The organism is Streptomyces sp. NPDC050674 (genome assembly GCF_040654575.1).
GTDB lineage: Bacteria > Actinomycetota > Actinomycetes > Streptomycetales > Streptomycetaceae > Streptomyces.
Genome location: NZ_JBFAIG010000019.1, coordinates 1 through 14,841, shown reverse-complemented (window position 1 = coordinate 14,841; position 14,841 = coordinate 1). Strand labels below are relative to the sequence as shown.

Genomic DNA, 14,841 nt, shown 5'->3' with positions numbered 1-14,841 from the left:
GCCGACGCGTCCGAACGCGGTCCGCACAAGGCCCGACTTTCGGTCAGAGGCCAGCTCCTGAAATAGTTCCCCCCGATGTTCGACATCCCTAGACTCCCCATGCCGGGGGTAAATCGGGGGACAACTCAGTGGGGCATGGAGTGCCGGAACTCGTACTGGAATCAAACGGACGTACCTGGACGCTCGATCCGTCCAGGGCATACACCCTCGGACGTGATCCGCAGGGGGACGTCGTCTTCGACGACGCCAGGGTCTCCTGGCGTCACGCCACCATCAGCTTCAACGGCCGCGGTTGGGTCATCGAGGACCACGGAAGCACCAACGGCACGTTCGTGCAGGGACAGCGCATCCATCACCTGGAGCTCGGTCCCGGCTCGGCCGTCAACCTGGGCAACGCGACCGACGGCCCGCGCCTGAACCTGTCCGGGTCCGGCGCCGCGGCCTCCGTCGCCACGCCGCAGGCCCAGCCCCAGCAGCAGCCGTACGCGGCGCAGGGGGCGAACCCCGGCTGGGCCCAGCAGGCCCCGGCCCAGCAGCCGCCGCAGCAACAGCCGCAGCAGCAGGCCCCGCAGGCCGGCTGGCAGCAGCCGCAGCAGGCCGCGGCGCACATTCCGCAGCAGCAGGGTCCCGGTGGTGTCGCGGGGGCGCCGCCGGTCTACGGCGACCGCAGTCCGACCACGTTCCACCAGTTCTCCCTCGGCCGCGTGATGCGCATCGGCCGTGCGCTGGAGAACGAGCTGGTCGTCTCCGACCTCCAGGTCTCCCGGCACCACGCCGAGTTCCACGCCACGCCCGACGGCCGCATGGAGATCCGCGACCTCGGCTCCCACAACGGCACGTACGTCAACGGCCAGCCGATCGCCAAGGGCGGCTCGCAGCTGCTCGGTCCGGCCGACGTCGTCGGCGTCGGTCACTCGACGTTCCGCATCGTCGGCGACCGGCTCGAGGAGTTCGTCGACACCGGTGAGGTGTCCTTCTCCGCCCGCCACCTGACCGTCACGGTCGACGGCGGCAAGCAGATCCTCAAGGACGTCTCCTTCGGCGTCCCCGAGAAGTCGCTGATCGCGGTCATCGGCCCGTCCGGCTCCGGCAAGTCGACCCTGCTCAAGGCGCTCACGGGCTACCGCCCCGCCAACCAGGGCGAGGTGCTGTACGACAACAGGAACCTCTACAAGCAGTTCGCCGAGCTGCGCCAGCGCATCGGTCTGGTCCCGCAGGACGACATCCTGCACAAGGAGCTGACCGTCAAGAAGGCCCTCAAGTACGCGGCCAAGCTGCGCTTCCCGGCCGACACCACGGGCGCCGAGCGCGAGGCCCGCATCGACGAGGTGCTGCGCGAGCTCAAGCTCGACATCCACAAGGACAAGAAGGTCACGTCCCTGTCCGGCGGCCAGCGCAAGCGCGTCTCGGTCGCCCTGGAGCTGCTGACCAAGCCGTCGCTGATCTTCCTGGACGAGCCGACCTCCGGCCTCGACCCGGGCATGGACCGTGACGTCATGCAGCTGCTGCGGGGCCTGGCCGACGACGGCCGTACGGTCCTTGTCGTGACCCACTCGGTGGCCGAGCTGGCGATCTGCGACAAGCTGCTGGTGATGGCGCCGGGCGGCTCGGTCGCCTACTTCGGGCCGCCCGAGGAGGCGCTGAACTTCTTCGGCTACGACACCTGGGCCGATGTCTTCTCCGCCTTCGAGAACTACCGCGACTACGACTGGGCGGGCCGCTGGAAGGGTTCGCAGCACTACCAGATGTACGCCGCGGACATCGACGCGGTCGCGCCGCAGTCCGTACAGGTTCCGCCCATGCAGGCGATGAAGCCGCCGAAGCCGCAGGGCTGGATGTCCCAGTTCGTCACGCTGGTCCGGCGCTACGTCTCGGTGATCGCGTCCGACAAGGGCTTCCTGGCGCTGATGGTGATCCTGCCGGCCGTGCTCGGCGCGGTCAGCCTGCTCATCGACGCGGACAAGGGGCTGCTGCCCAACCCCGTCAACCCGCAGACCGGCCGGATCATCCCGAACGGCACCGCGACGACGGTCCTGCTGATCCTCGCGGTCGGCGCCTGCTTCGCCGGCGCCGCGAACTCGGTCCGCGAGCTGATCAAGGAACGGGTCATCTACGAGCGGGAGCGCGCCACCGGCCTGTCCCGCTCGGCGTACCTGATGTCGAAGGTGTTCGTGCTCGGCATGATCACCGTGCTCCAGGGCCTGCTGGTCGGCGTCATCGGCTTCTCCAGCCGCGAGATCCCCGAGGAGGGGCTCGTCTTCGGCAGTGCCACGCTGCTGGAACTGTCGGTGCCGATCATGGCGCTGGGCTTCACCTCCATGATGTTCGGCCTGATCATCTCCTCGCTGGTGAAGACCGCCGAGAAGACCATGCCGCTGCTGGTGATGTTCGCCATCATCCAGGTCGTCTTCACCGGCTGCCTGTTCACGCTGCACGGCTCGATCGGCGTCAACCAGTTCTCGTTCCTGATGCCGTCGCGCTGGGCGGTCGCCGCTTCCGGCGCCACGCTGGACTTCAACAAGATCAGCCCGCCCGAGACGGCCGGTGACACCGACCCGCTGTGGGAGCACACGGCCGGGGCCTGGGCCATGGACATGGGCGCGCTCCTCGTCCTCGGCGTGATCTGCGGCTTCTTCGTGGCACGCTTCCTGCGCCGCCACGAGCCCGAGGTCATGCGCAAGTAGTCGCGGCCTCTCGCCAGCACGCCCGAAGGGCGGCACCCCGTCAGGAGGGTGCCGCCCTTCGGCGTTCGTCCAGCTGTCAGAGAGGTCCGCGCCGACCTCAGTACGCGCTGTTGACGTTGTCCATCGAGCCGTACTTGTCGGCCGCGTAGTTGCAGGCGGCGGTGATGTTGGCTACCGGGTCGTAGATGTCCCAGGAGGTGCCGGGGACGTGCCAGTGCGCGAAGGTCGGCGGGATGACCTGGAGCAGGCCCTTGGACGGGATGCCGTTGATGGCGTTGATGTCCCAGTTGTTGATCGCCTTCGGGTTGCCCGAGGACTCCCGCATGATGTTGCGGTGGATGCCGTCGTAGGACGCCGGGATGTCGTGCTTCTTCAGGATGGCGAGGGACTCGCGGATCCAGCCGTCCAGGTTGTTCGGGTAGCTCTTGACGGCGGCCTTCTTGACCTCGGCGCGCTTGGCGGCGCGGCTCGCGGCCTCCTTGGCCTTGCGCGCGGCCTCGGCCTTCTTCTTCGCCGCCTCGGCGGCGGCCTTCTTCTTGGCGGCGGCCGCGGCGTCGGCCTTCTTCTTCGCCGCGATCTGCTCGGCCTTCAGGCTGGCGCCGGCCATCTGGTCGGTGACGCTCGCCTTGACGTCCTTGATCTGCTGGTTGCTGAACGCCACCGCAGCCGGCTGAGCGGCCTCGGTCGTGGTCGTCGTCGAGGCGCCGCTCGGCACCGCGGAGAACCCGATGGCGGCGGCACCGAGGGTGGCGACACCGGCCATGGCGATCTTGTGGTGGCGGGTCAGGCTACGACTCTGAACACGGCTGAAGATGTTCTTGGGCATGCTGCGTGGACCTCTTCGAATAGCGCGGGAGTCGCTCGGCGTCCGGCGTTGGACTCGGTGTGTTTCCGACACGAACGCCGCGGAGGTGAACCCACGGCGCTGAGCGACGTCAGCAATTCTTAGCGGCCGCAAAATGGCGTGGCAAAGGTGTGACGTACGAAAGAAGATAGTGGTCAGGGAGGGGCAAAACGGGGCAGTTTGGACTGTCTGGGCCGCTCAAGAGGTGCGGCTTTGTCTCCTATGCACTTTCGTACGTGACGTGCGCCCTATGCGCGGGCTCACATCGCACCCTCTGCGTTTTCACTGCCCGTTGCACGAGCGATGCTCTATGTGAGGGGCCTTCAGCGCAGTACGAGGTGCACGTCCCCGAACTCGTGCCACAGATACCGGCCCTGGAGCGCGGCCTCGTATCCCCGCTCGATCGCCACCCGCCCCGCGACCGCCTCCAGCATCAGCAGATGCGAGGCCTCCGGCTCGTGCAGCCCGGTCAGCAGCCCGTCCACCACCCGCACCCCGCGCTCCGGCGTGACGACGAGATCCGTCCACCCCGCACACGCGCGCACGGCCCCGTCGGCTCCCGCCGCCGACTCCACCGCCCGCACCGCCGTCGTCCCGACCGCCACGACCCTGCCCCCACCGGCCCGCGCGGCGTTGATCAGCCGCGCGGACGCCCCGGGCACCGCGAAACGCTCCGGGTACGGCGGCTCGTGCGCCTCCGCCGAGGCCACCCCCGTGTGCAGCGTGACCGGCGCGAACTGCACACCACGGCTCACCAGCTCCGCCACCAGCCGCGCCGTGAAGGGCCGCGCCGCGCTCGGCATCTCCGCACTGCCCGTCCCGTCGGCCGACGGCAGCGCGAACACCGTCTGATAGGCGGACAGCGGCTGATCGCGCTCCGTATAGGCGTAGCGGATGGGCCGCCCGTGCTCCCGCAGCAGTTTTGGGATCCCCGGCCCCGACACCCGCGCCCACCACAGCCGCTCGCCCCGCCCGCTCAGCGGTTCCTCCAGAACCAGCCGTACGCCACCCGGCAGGCACACCTGACTGCCCGCGGGCCCGCCCGCACGCGCGCGCGTGGTGCCCCGCCCGTCGGGCTCCCGCAGCTCCACCGCCCAGCGGCCGTCGTCCCCGCGCGTGGAGAAGTGCACCACCACGCGCGCGTGCCCGGTCCGTCCGTCCACGGCCGCCGCCAGCGTGGGCGAGGTGTTGATCACGAGCAGGTCCCCGGCCCGCAGCAGCAGCGGCAGCTCCGTGAACGTGTGATGCGCCACCTCGGCGCCCCGCGACACCAGCATCCGCACGGCGTCCCGCTCCAGCCCAGGGCCCCGCTGCTCGACCGGCACCCGCGCCGACAGCTCCTCCGGTACCCGCACCGCCAGGCTCATCGGGCCCCGTCCAGCAGGGCCGCGGCCCCGTACCGCCCGCTCACCGGACGCTCGTCCAGCAGCCGCAGGAACGCCGGCACCACCGTGGCCGGCCCGGGCCGCGGCTCCCGGTCGTCCGGCACCGCCGCCGCGTACAGGTCCGTCGCCATGTCCCCGGGATCCACCGCCCACACCCGCAGCCCCGGCTCCTCCACGGCGAGCACCGCCGCCAGCTGCTCCAGCGCCGCCTTGGACGCCCCGTACCCGCCCCACGTCTCGTACGCCTCGGCGGCCGCGTCCGAGCTGACCGCGACGACGCTGCCCGCCCGCGCGGCCCGCAACAGCGGCAACGCCTCCTGAACCAGACCCAGCCCCGCCACCAGGTTCACCTCCAGCGCCCGGCGCAACCCCTCCAGAGGCAGCTCCGCCAGCCGTACCAGCGGCTCGGCGCCCAGCGCGCTCGCGTTGTGCACCAGCAGGTCCACACCGCCCAGTCGCCAGGCCGCCGCCACCAGCTCCGCCCGGTGCGAGGCGTTCGTGACGTCCCCCGGCAGGGCGCTCACGCGCGTGCCGTGCGCCGAGACCGCCTCGGCCGTCTGTGCCAGGGCCTCGGCACCCCTGGCGTCGAGCACCAGGTCCCAGCCCCGCCCGGCCAGGGCCTCGGCCAGCGCCCGGCCCAGGCCCTTCGAGGCCCCGGTGATGATCGCAACCGGCATGATCGGCTCCCTCCACCTGATCGAATTGCCCTCACCGTAGGAACGGGGCCTCCCGCGACGCCTCCGACCCGGGCCGCGATCCGCCCGTCCCTTCGCCCTACGCCAGGGGCCCGGCGCCCGCGGACCTACACCCCGCCGTCCTGCGGCCTCGGCCCCGGGACCTAGGCCCACCGACCGGGCACCAGGCGGCCACCGGCCCGATCCGCCCTGTCACAGCCCGCCGGTACCGTGAGGTCATGAGTCACGGTCCCCGGTCCGGCCTCGCCGCGGTGAGTTCCGCGCTGCTGGCCATGAGCAGACATCTCGAAGTGCGCGACGTCCTCAAGACGATCGTCGCCTCGGCCCGCGAGCTGCTCGACGCGCAGTACGCCGCGCTCGGCGTCCCGGACGACCACGGCGGCTTCGCCCAGTTCGTCGTCGACGGCGTCAGCGAGGAGCAGTGGAAGGCCATCGGCCCCCTCCCGCGCCAGCACGGCATCCTCGCCGCGATGCTGCACGAGGCCAGGGCCGAGCGCCTCGCGGACGTCCGCAAGGACCCCCGCTTCGAGGGCTGGCCGAAGGCCCACCCGGACCTGGTCGACTTCCTCGGGCTGCCCATCCGCGACGGCGACGAGGTCATCGGCGCCCTGTTCCTCGCCAACAAGAACTGCCCGAAGGCGGACGGCAGTTGCGGCTTCACGGCGGACGACGAGGAACTGCTCGGCATCCTCGCCCAGCACGCCGCGATCGCCCTCACCAACGCCCGTCTCTACGAGCGCAGCCGCGAACTGACCATCGCCGAGGAGCGCTCCCGGCTCGCCCACGAACTGCACGACGCGGTCAGCCAGAAGCTGTTCTCGCTGCGCCTGACCGCCCAGGCCGCGGCCCGCCTGGTGGACCGCGATCCCTCCCGCGCCAAGGGCGAACTCCAGCAGGTGGCGGCCCTCGCCGCCGAGGCCGCCGACGAACTGCGCGCCGCGGTCGTCGAGTTGCGCCCCGCCGCCCTCGACGAGGACGGCCTCGTGGCGACCCTCCGGACGCAGATCCAGGTCCTGGACCGCGCCCACAGCGCCCGCGTCACCTTCGCGGGCCACGGCGTGAAGGCCCTGCCCGCCTCCCAGGAGGAGGCCGTCCTGCGCGTCGCCCAGGAAGCCCTGCACAACGCCCTGCGCCACTCCGGCGCCGACCACGTCGACGTGACCCTGGAGCGCCGCGGCGGTGGAGCCGTCCTGAGGGTCACCGACGACGGCGGCGGCTTCGACCCGAGTGTCGTCCGCCGCGCCGGCCGTCACCTCGGCCTGGTCTCGATGCGGGACCGGGCGAGCGGCGCCGGCGGCACGCTGAGCGTGGAATCGGCGCCCGGCAAGGGCACCGTGATCGAGATGGAGGTCCCCGGTGGCTGACGCAATCAAGGTACTGCTCGTCGACGACCACCAGGTCGTCCGCCGGGGCCTGCGCACCTTCCTCGAAGTGCAGGACGACATCGAGGTCGTCGGCGAGGCGGCGGACGGCGCCGAAGGAGTCGACCGGGCCGAGGAACTGCGGCCCGACGTCATCCTCATGGACGTCAAGATGCCGGGCATGGACGGCGTCGACGCCCTGCGCAGACTCCGCGAGCTCGACAACCCCGCGCGCGTGCTGGTCGTCACCAGCTTCACCGAACAGCGCACGGTGGTCCCGGCCCTGCGCGCCGGTGCCGCCGGATACGTCTACAAGGACGTCGACCCCGACGCCCTCGCCGGAGCCATCCGCTCGGTCCACGCCGGGCACATCCTCCTCCAGCCGGAGGTGGCCGGCGCCCTGCTCGCCCAGGAGGAGACCAACTCGGGCACCGGGCGGGCCGGTTCACTCACCGAGCGGGAGCGCGAGGTCCTCGGTCTCATAGCGGACGGCCGCTCCAACCGGGAGATCGCCCGGGCGCTCGTCCTCTCCGAGAAGACGGTCAAGACCCACGTCTCGAACATCCTCATGAAACTCGACCTGGCCGACCGGACCCAGGCCGCCCTGTGGGCCGTCCGCCATGGCGTGACCGGCTGACACGCTCACCCCGGGGCAACGCGGAAGGTTGCGTTCCGGACCGAGATTCATACTGTCGTGGGAACGTCCCCCGGATGGCGCAACCTCAGTGGATCTCCGCCGTTCTCCAGAGCGTGCCGCGGCGCCTGCCGCGGCGATCGCTAGGAGGGCTCAGAAGTGAAGAACCTGAAGAAGGCAGCGGCCGTGACGATGGTGACGGGTGGCCTGCTGGCCGCCGGCGCGGGCATGGCCTCCGCCACCAGCGCGCACGCCGACGGCCAGGCCGTGGGCTCCCCGGGTGTCGGCTCGGGCAACGTCGTCCAGGCCCCGGTGCACGTCCCGGTCAACGTGTCCGGCAACAGCGTGAACGTCGTGGGCATCCTGAACCCGGCCTTCGGCAACCTCGCCGTCAACCACTGACGCACCACCTCCGTCTCCGAGCCGGAGGTGACCCCGGCCTCCCGGTCCTGCCCGGGAGGCCGGTCCGCTCAGCTGCGGGCAGTCGTGCCACCCGCGTTACCCGGGCATCCCGAGAAGCCGATCACCGCACCCCCCGCTCACGCTCCTCCACAACGGAGTTGTACGCCGCGACCTGAGCCCGCCGAGCCGTCCGCTCCACCGGCCGCAACGCCTCTCGCCGCGCGGAGATCTCCGACGCGCTCACCGCGCCCCCGTGCCCGCTCTCCGTCGCCACGGCGATGAGCGCCCCCACCCGCTGCGCCAGCTCCAGCACCCGTACCGCCCGCGGCGGATACCCCGGTGCCAGCACCTCGCGCCCCCGCTCGGCCCGCGCCCGGTACGCGTCGACCGCCGCCTCCGCCACCGGCCCCGATCCGGCCACGTCCAGCCGCGTCAGCACCTCCGTGGCATCCCGCAGGGCCTCCGCCAGCTCCCGCTCCGCCTCGCCCAGCGACGGCACATCCGCGGGCGGCGCCTCGCGCACGGGGAGCACATGCCACACCACCTCGACCCGCACGCCCACAGGTCCGGCCTCGTACACGTCGGGCACCAGCCCGTAGGCGGCCCCGTGACAGACCACCGCCTCCTCGGCCTCCAGCGCCCGCGCGTTGAACTCCGGCGGCCCGCTCAGCCCCAGCGGATGCCCCGGCGCGGGCAACGCCACCCTCAGTCCGGACACCCCGAGCGTCCGCAGCCGACCCAGCGCGAGGGTCAGCCCGACCTGCCCCGGCTCACCCGGCAGCCCCTCCACCCGGTGCACCGCGTCCTCGCCGACGACGGCCTGCACCGCGTCATCCGGAGAGACATGTCCGGCCAAAAGGGCATTTCCCCAAGCTGCGAGACGTCCAGCACGTGGTTCCGAGAGCATGCCCCCAGCCTAGGACCCTCCAAGGACCGGACCGAGGGAATGTCCGGACCGAGCGGTGGCGTAGATTTCATGGAGGGCTGCGCCCACCGGCGCGGCGGACCGAGCCACAGGCTTACGCGACAGCCGAGACCGGCCACACTGCAAGGGGAGACAACGCGCTCATGAGCGATGTTCTGGAGCTTCAGGACGTATCCGTGGTCCGTGAGGGCCGGGCTCTGGTGGACCAGGTCTCCTGGTCGGTCAAGGAGGGCGAGCGCTGGGTCATCCTCGGCCCGAACGGCGCCGGCAAGACCACCCTCCTGAACCTCGCTTCCACCTACCTCTACCCCAGCTCGGGCACCGCCACCATCCTCGGTGAGCCCCTCGGCAGGCCCGGCACCGACGTCTTCGAACTGCGCCCCCGCATCGGTATGGCCGGCATCGCCATGACCGAGAAGCTCCCCAAGCGCCAGACGGTCCTGCAGACGGTCCTCACCGCCGCCTACGGCATGACGGCCACCTGGAACGAGGACTACGAGGACATCGACGAGCAGCGCGCCCGCGCCTTCCTCGACCGCCTCGGCATGAGCGAGTACCTGGACCGCAGGTTCGGCACGCTGTCCGAGGGCGAGCGCAAGCGCACCCTGATCGCCCGCGCCCTGATGACCGACCCCGAACTGCTCCTGCTCGACGAGCCCGCCGCCGGCCTCGACCTCGGCGGCCGCGAGGACCTCGTCCGCCGCCTCGGCCGCCTCGCCCTCGACCCGATCGCCCCCTCGATGCTCATGGTCACCCACCATGTCGAGGAGATCCCCCCGGGCTTCACCCACGTCCTCATGATCCGCCAGGGCAAGGTCCTGGCGGCCGGCCCGCTGGAGCTCGAACTCACCTCCCGCAACCTCTCCCTCTGCTTCGGCCTCCCGCTCGTCGTCGAACAGTCGGGCGACCGCTGGACCGCCCAGGGCCTCCCGCTCTCCTGAACCCGCCGCCACCGAGCAAATCCCGGCACGAGGACGGGATTTCGCACCACGGGCGCCCTGTCGGCGACAGGGCCCGCGGACCTACCATGACCATGTGGAAATCGACGCATGGCTGTGGTGGCTGATCGGCGCGGCGGCGCTCGGCATCGCGCTCGTGGTCACCGCGATGCCCGAACTCGCGATGCTGGCGGTGGGCGCCGTCGCCGCGGCGGTGGTCACCGGCGTCTTCGGCGGCGGAGCGGTCGCGCAGGTCGTGGTCTTCGCCGCCATCTCGACCGCGGGCATCGCGGTGGTACGGCCCATCGCGAACCGGCACCGCGCCCAACGGCCCCAACTCGCCACCGGCGTGGACGCGTTGAAAGGCAGACAAGCCGTCGTCCTGGAACGCGTCGACGCCGGCGGCGGCCGGATCAAACTGGCCGGAGAGGTCTGGTCGGCCCGCGCCCTCGACACCGGCCGCGCCTACGAAGTGGGCCAGGAAGTCGACGTCGTGGACATCGAAGGAGCCACCGCGATCGTCATGTGACCTCGCAGGACGTAACTGGAGTGAACTCCTCGCCAGCTACGCGACGGTCTGTCAGACTCGACCAGCAAGATCTTCGACAACCATAAGATCTGCCGAAGACGCCGCAGCGGAGAAGGGACACGGGGAACGACGATGGAACCGGTCATCATCGTCCTGATCATTCTGGTGGTGTTGGTCTTCATCGCCCTGATCAAGACGATCCAAGTCATCCCACAGGCCAGCGCGGCCATCGTCGAGCGCTTCGGGCGCTACACGCGGACACTCAACGCGGGCCTCAACATCGTCGTCCCGTTCATCGACACCATCCGCAACCGCATCGACCTGCGCGAACAGGTCGTGCCGTTCCCGCCGCAGCCGGTGATCACCCAGGACAACCTGGTCGTCAACATCGACACCGTCATCTACTACCAGGTGACCGACGCCCGCGCCGCGACGTACGAAGTCGCCAGCTACATCCAGGCGATCGAGCAGCTCACCGTCACCACGCTCCGCAACATCATCGGCGGCATGGACCTGGAGCGGACCCTGACCTCCCGCGAGGAGATCAACGCGGCCCTGCGCGGCGTCCTCGACGAGGCCACCGGCAAGTGGGGCATCCGCGTCAACCGCGTCGAACTCAAGGCGATCGAGCCGCCCACCTCCATCCAGGACTCGATGGAGAAGCAGATGCGCGCCGACCGTGACAAGCGCGCCGCGATCCTCCAGGCCGAAGGTGTCCGGCAGTCCGAGATCCTGCGCGCCGAGGGTGAGAAGCAGTCCCAGATCCTGCGCGCCGAAGGTGAGGCCAAGGCCGCCGCCCTGCGCGCCGAGGGCGAGGCCCAGGCCGTCCGCACGGTCTTCGAGGCCATCCACGCCGGCGACCCGGACCAGAAGCTCCTCTCCTACCAGTACCTCCAGATGCTCCCGAAGATCGCCGAGGGAGACGCCAACAAGCTCTGGATCGTCCCCAGCGAGATCGGCGACGCCCTCAAGGGCCTGTCCGGCGCCATGGGCAACTTCGGCGGCATGGGCGGCGGTGGCGGCAACGGCGGTGCGTCCTCCGGCGGTGTCCCCGCCCAGGAACGCCGCGAGAAGCCGTCCATCGACTGACCGCACCTCCAACGCACTTTCCCCGCACCCCTCAAGGGGCGCGGGGAACTGCGCGACAAGCCACGAACCACCCGCAAGCCGTGGAACCACCTGAGCCCCTACGGCGACTGGTCACGCCGCGTCCAGTGCCAGCCAGTCCGGCAGCGCCGCGAAGTCCTCACGACCCAGCGCCAGCAGCATCGCATCCGCCGGAGTCGGCTCGAACGGCTGCCGCAGCAACGGCATCCCCGCCTCCTCCGGAGTCCGGTTCGCCTTGCGGTGATTGTCCTGCGCACACGAGGCCACCGTGTTCAGCCACGTGTCCTGACCACCCTGCGACCGCGGCACCACGTGGTCCACGGTCGTCGCCCGCCTCCCGCAGTACGCGCACCGGTGCCGGTCCCGGACCAGCACACCCCGCCGCGACCACGGAGCTCGTCTTCGGAACGGCACCCGCACGTATTGGCAGAGCCTGATCACGCGCGGCGCCGGTATGTCGACCGCGGCTCCCCTCATCCGCAGTTCGGGGTGGGACTGCTCGACGACGGCCTTGTCCTGAAGCACCAGAACGACGGCTCGGTTCAGCGTCACCGTCGACAGCGGCTCGAAGCTCGCGTTCAGTACCAGCGTGTCCCGCATACCAGCCCACCTCCCGTGTGCACCGGCCCACCCCCTGGCGGGCTGGGATCAACTCTGGCCGGGCACGCCGAGATGGACAACGCAATATCTGCTGCTCCCACGGGGGACAACCCCCGCGACCCCCGGCAACAAAAATGCCCGCTCCTGATCAATTCCAAGACCAGGAGCGGGCAAACGTCCCGTGAACACCGGGATCGCCCGGCGGGCGGTTCAGCCTTCGGCGGGCACCTCGTACTCACCGATCAGCTGGGCCCGCCCGATCGTGTGGAACCGCAGGTTGAAGCCGACCACGGCCGGCGACGCGTCCGCGTCCGGACCGAGCTTCTCCTGGTCCACGGCGTAGACCGTGAACACATACCGGTGCGGCCCGTCCCCGGGCGGCGGGGCGGCCCCGCCGAACTCCTTGTCGCCGTAGTCGTTACGAGCGTGGATCGCGCCTTCCGGCAGACCCTCGAACGAGCCGCTGCCCGCACCCACCGGCAGCTCGGTCACCGACGCCGGGATGTCGAACAGCACCCAGTGCCAGAACCCGCTGCCCGTCGGGGCGTCGGGGTCGTAGCAGGTCACGGCGAAGCTCTTGGTCTCGGGCGGGAAGCCCTCCCACCGCAGCTGCGGCGAGGTGTTGCCGGCCGCTTGGACCTGAGCGTCCTTGAGCGTCGCGCCTTCCGTGACGTCCTCGCTCGTCACCGTGAACGACGCGACGGGCGGATGGAAGTCGTGGGGGAGCGGCCGCCGCTTGAGCTCGGTCACCTCGGTACCTCCTGATCGTTTCTTGCAGTCGCCTCCGAGCCTAGAACCAGTTGCGCTTGCTGCCGACCTCCGACAGCCACTGGTTGAGGTACGCGGCCCAGTCGGTGCCCTGGTAGTCGTTCAGACCCACCTGGAAGGACCGGAAGGTGTCACTGCTCTCGCTGAACAGTCCGGGCTTCTTGTCCATCTCCAGCACCACGTCCATGGCGTTCTGGTCGGCCACGAAGCTCAGCTCGACCTGGTTCAGCCCGCGGTACTGCTGCGGCGGGTAGAACTCGATCTCCTGGTAGAACGGCAGCCGCTGCCGCGTACCGCGGATCACACCGCGCTCCATGTCCGCGTTCTTGAACCGGAAGCCGAGCTGGATGAACGCGTCGAGGATCGCCTTCTGCGCCGGCAGCGGATGCACGTTGACCGGGTCCAGGTCGCCGGAGTCCACCGCACGCGCGATCTCCAGCTCGGTCGACACCCCGATGTTCATGCCGCGCAACGCCTGACCGTCGATCGTAGTGATCGGGGTCTCCCACGGGATCTCGAGCCCGAACTGCACCGCGTGCACCGCGCCCGCCTGAAGCTCGAACGCACCGCCCAGCCGCGACTTCGTGAACTCGATGTCCTGCTTGTACTCCTGGTCGCCGCTCTCCACCTCGACCTTGGCCTGCAGCCCGACCGAGAGCCCCTCGATCTGCTGGTTGACGGAACCGCCCTGGATCCGCACCTCACCCTGGACGACGCCGCCCGGGACGACGTTGACCTCGTGCAGCACCGTCTCGACCGAAGCCCCGCCGGCCCCCAGGCTCGCGAGCAGCTTCTTGAACGCCATGTCTCTCCCTCTCGCCCACTACGGGTGGATCCCTGATCCCTGTAAACGCGATCCGGCCGTGGCCGGTTCCACTTCCCTCACCCTGGCAAGGCCGGTGCCCGCAGGCCACCCCGCCGCACCGCGCGTCTCCAGTACCCTCGGACGGCATGATCGCGACCCCCGACCGTACGCCCCTGCCCAGGAACTTCTTCGACCGGCCCGTCCTCGAGGTCGCCCCCGACCTCCTCGGCCGCATCCTGGTCCGCACCACCCCGGACGGTCCGATCGCCCTCCGCCTCACCGAGGTCGAGGCATACGACGGTGAGAACGACCCCGGCTCCCACGCGTACCGCGGCCGCACGGCCCGCAACAGCGTGATGTTCGGCCCGCCCGGTCATGTGTACGTCTACTTCACCTACGGCATGTGGTTCTGCATGAACCTGGTCTGCGGCCCCGAGGGAAAGTCGAGCGCGGTCCTGCTCCGCGCCGGCGAGATCATCGAGGGCGCCGAGCTGGCCCGCACCCGTCGGCTCTCGGCCCGCAACGACAAGGAACTGGCCAAAGGACCGGCCCGTCTCGCCACGGCCCTGAACGTGGACCGCTCCCTGGACGGTACGGACGCGTGCACGACCGAGGACACCCCGCTCCGCATCCTGACCGGCACGCCCGTGCCCTCCGACCAGGTACTCAACGGCCCGCGCACGGGGGTCGGCGGTGACGGGGCCGTGCACCCCTGGCGCTTCTGGGTCGCCAACGACCCGACCGTGAGCCCGTATCGGGCCCATGTCCCGAGGCGCCGCCGAAGTTGACGTGCCCTGCCGGGGTGCGTAATGTAGTCCGAGCCGCTGAGCCGGGTATGGCGTTCGCCAGCAACCGGAAGCGGCCAAACCAACTACCTAGCGACTCCCCTCAGCAGGGGCGAATTCGGCGTGCTCGCATGCCTGAATTCGACGCCGGCAGACTCGATTATGAGTTGGACGGGGAATCCGCTAACGTAGTGAATGTCGAAAGGCCGACGAGCGAAAGCCCGGGCCGAACGGCAAATCCCGCCGACAGGGAATCGGATCGAAAAGGATCTGATAGAGTCGGGAACGCAAGACCGAAGGGAAGCCCGGAGGAAAGCCCGAGAGGGTGAGTACAAAGGAAGCGACCGTTCCTTGAGAACTCAACAGCGTGCCAAAAGTC

15 protein-coding genes are annotated in these 14,841 nt (G+C 70.2%); 8 read left to right on the top strand and 7 right to left on the bottom strand.

All coding sequences use genetic code 11. The features are described from left to right. Nucleotides 1–140: 140 nt before the first annotated feature. The gene (locus AB0I06_RS27530; RefSeq protein ID WP_363121517.1) at nt 141–2,684 is read left to right on the top strand and encodes an FHA domain-containing protein; all 2,544 of its coding nucleotides are present in this window, start codon (nt 141–143) and stop codon (nt 2,682–2,684) included. A 97-nt stretch (nt 2,685–2,781) separates the two neighbouring features. On the opposite strand, the gene AB0I06_RS27525 is transcribed toward AB0I06_RS27530, so the two are convergent. The 3 genes from AB0I06_RS27525 to AB0I06_RS27515 form a co-directional block, all read right to left on the bottom strand. After that, nucleotides 2,782–3,510, bottom strand: coding sequence for a transglycosylase SLT domain-containing protein (locus AB0I06_RS27525; RefSeq protein WP_363121516.1), 729 nt, complete (start codon nt 3,508–3,510; stop codon nt 2,782–2,784). Nucleotides 3,511–3,851: 341 nt separating this feature from the next. Beyond that, a complete protein-coding gene (locus tag AB0I06_RS27520; protein ID WP_363121515.1) occupies nt 3,852–4,895 on the bottom strand; it encodes an S-adenosylmethionine:tRNA ribosyltransferase-isomerase in 1,044 nt (347 codons plus the stop codon). Then, nucleotides 4,892–5,590, bottom strand: coding sequence for an SDR family oxidoreductase (locus tag AB0I06_RS27515; RefSeq protein ID WP_363121514.1), 699 nt, complete (start codon nt 5,588–5,590; stop codon nt 4,892–4,894). The genes AB0I06_RS27520 and AB0I06_RS27515 overlap by 4 nt, the downstream gene beginning before the upstream one ends. Before the next feature lie 236 nt (nt 5,591–5,826). Between AB0I06_RS27515 and AB0I06_RS27510 the strand changes: the two genes are divergently transcribed. The 3 genes from AB0I06_RS27510 to AB0I06_RS27500 all read left to right on the top strand — a co-directional run bounded on the left by AB0I06_RS27510 (nt 5,827) and on the right by AB0I06_RS27500 (nt 8,005). Beyond that, entirely contained in the window at nt 5,827–6,972 is a 1,146-nt protein-coding gene (locus tag AB0I06_RS27510) for a GAF domain-containing sensor histidine kinase (RefSeq protein WP_363121513.1), read from the top strand. Continuing rightward, entirely contained in the window at nt 6,965–7,606 is a 642-nt protein-coding gene (locus tag AB0I06_RS27505) for a response regulator transcription factor (RefSeq protein ID WP_361309345.1), read from the top strand. Before AB0I06_RS27510 ends, AB0I06_RS27505 begins: the two co-directional genes overlap by 8 nt. A gap of 156 nt (nt 7,607–7,762) precedes the next feature. Then, nucleotides 7,763–8,005 carry a chaplin gene (locus AB0I06_RS27500; RefSeq protein ID WP_030852293.1) on the top strand — a complete coding sequence of 81 codons (243 nt, stop codon included), beginning with the start codon at nt 7,763–7,765 and terminating at the stop codon, nt 8,003–8,005. 121 nt (nt 8,006–8,126) lie between these two features. Here AB0I06_RS27500 and AB0I06_RS27495 read toward each other — a convergent pair whose 3' ends face one another. After that, nucleotides 8,127–8,912, bottom strand: a complete 786-nt coding sequence (locus AB0I06_RS27495) for a hypothetical protein (RefSeq protein WP_363121512.1) — start codon at nt 8,910–8,912, stop codon at nt 8,127–8,129. Nucleotides 8,913–9,073: 161 nt separating this feature from the next. Here AB0I06_RS27495 and AB0I06_RS27490 point away from each other — a divergent pair, with 161 nt between their 5' ends. From AB0I06_RS27490 to AB0I06_RS27480, 3 genes are all read left to right on the top strand, one after another. Beyond that, nucleotides 9,074–9,871 (top strand): ABC transporter ATP-binding protein, encoded by a 798-nt coding sequence (locus AB0I06_RS27490; protein WP_363121511.1) that lies wholly within the window; start codon nt 9,074–9,076, stop codon nt 9,869–9,871. A gap of 94 nt (nt 9,872–9,965) precedes the next feature. After that, the gene (locus AB0I06_RS27485) at nt 9,966–10,397 is read left to right on the top strand and encodes an NfeD family protein (protein WP_363121510.1); all 432 of its coding nucleotides are present in this window, start codon (nt 9,966–9,968) and stop codon (nt 10,395–10,397) included. Nucleotides 10,398–10,529: 132 nt separating this feature from the next. Beyond that, nucleotides 10,530–11,486, top strand: a complete 957-nt coding sequence (locus AB0I06_RS27480) for an SPFH domain-containing protein (RefSeq protein ID WP_363121509.1) — start codon at nt 10,530–10,532, stop codon at nt 11,484–11,486. A 111-nt stretch (nt 11,487–11,597) separates the two neighbouring features. Here the strand turns inward: AB0I06_RS27480 and AB0I06_RS27475 are convergent, their stop codons facing one another. The 3 genes from AB0I06_RS27475 to AB0I06_RS27465 form a co-directional block, all read right to left on the bottom strand. Continuing rightward, entirely contained in the window at nt 11,598–12,104 is a 507-nt protein-coding gene (locus AB0I06_RS27475; protein ID WP_363121508.1) for an HNH endonuclease, read from the bottom strand. 210 nt (nt 12,105–12,314) lie between these two features. Then, entirely contained in the window at nt 12,315–12,854 is a 540-nt protein-coding gene (locus AB0I06_RS27470; RefSeq protein WP_363121507.1) for a YbhB/YbcL family Raf kinase inhibitor-like protein, read from the bottom strand. 40 nt (nt 12,855–12,894) lie between these two features. After that, the gene (locus AB0I06_RS27465) at nt 12,895–13,677 is read right to left on the bottom strand and encodes a sporulation protein (protein WP_363121506.1); all 783 of its coding nucleotides are present in this window, start codon (nt 13,675–13,677) and stop codon (nt 12,895–12,897) included. Between the two features lie 146 nt (nt 13,678–13,823). Between AB0I06_RS27465 and AB0I06_RS27460 the strand changes: the two genes are divergently transcribed. Further along, complete coding sequence (locus AB0I06_RS27460) at nt 13,824–14,465, top strand: DNA-3-methyladenine glycosylase (RefSeq protein WP_363121505.1); 642 nt, start codon at nt 13,824–13,826, stop codon at nt 14,463–14,465. Nucleotides 14,466–14,841: the final 376 nt, after the last annotated feature.

Excerpts from the sequence above, each read along its gene's own strand:
- AB0I06_RS27465 (WP_363121506.1), bottom strand. The coding sequence starts at position 13,677 with ATGGCGTTCAAGAAGCTGCTCGCGAGCCTGGGGGCCGGCGGGGCTTCG.
- AB0I06_RS27475 (WP_363121508.1), bottom strand. The coding sequence starts at position 12,104 with ATGCGGGACACGCTGGTACTGAACGCGAGCTTCGAGCCGCTGTCGACG.
- AB0I06_RS27495 (WP_363121512.1), bottom strand. The coding sequence starts at position 8,912 with ATGCTCTCGGAACCACGTGCTGGACGTCTCGCAGCTTGGGGAAATGCC.
- AB0I06_RS27525 (WP_363121516.1), bottom strand. The coding sequence starts at position 3,510 with ATGCCCAAGAACATCTTCAGCCGTGTTCAGAGTCGTAGCCTGACCCGC.
- AB0I06_RS27520 (WP_363121515.1), bottom strand. The coding sequence starts at position 4,895 with ATGAGCCTGGCGGTGCGGGTACCGGAGGAGCTGTCGGCGCGGGTGCCG.
- AB0I06_RS27490 (WP_363121511.1), top strand. The coding sequence starts at position 9,074 with ATGAGCGATGTTCTGGAGCTTCAGGACGTATCCGTGGTCCGTGAGGGC.
- AB0I06_RS27460 (WP_363121505.1), top strand. The coding sequence starts at position 13,824 with ATGATCGCGACCCCCGACCGTACGCCCCTGCCCAGGAACTTCTTCGAC.
- AB0I06_RS27515 (WP_363121514.1), bottom strand. The coding sequence starts at position 5,590 with ATGCCGGTTGCGATCATCACCGGGGCCTCGAAGGGCCTGGGCCGGGCG.
- AB0I06_RS27510 (WP_363121513.1), top strand. The coding sequence starts at position 5,827 with ATGAGTCACGGTCCCCGGTCCGGCCTCGCCGCGGTGAGTTCCGCGCTG.
- AB0I06_RS27480 (WP_363121509.1), top strand. The coding sequence starts at position 10,530 with ATGGAACCGGTCATCATCGTCCTGATCATTCTGGTGGTGTTGGTCTTC.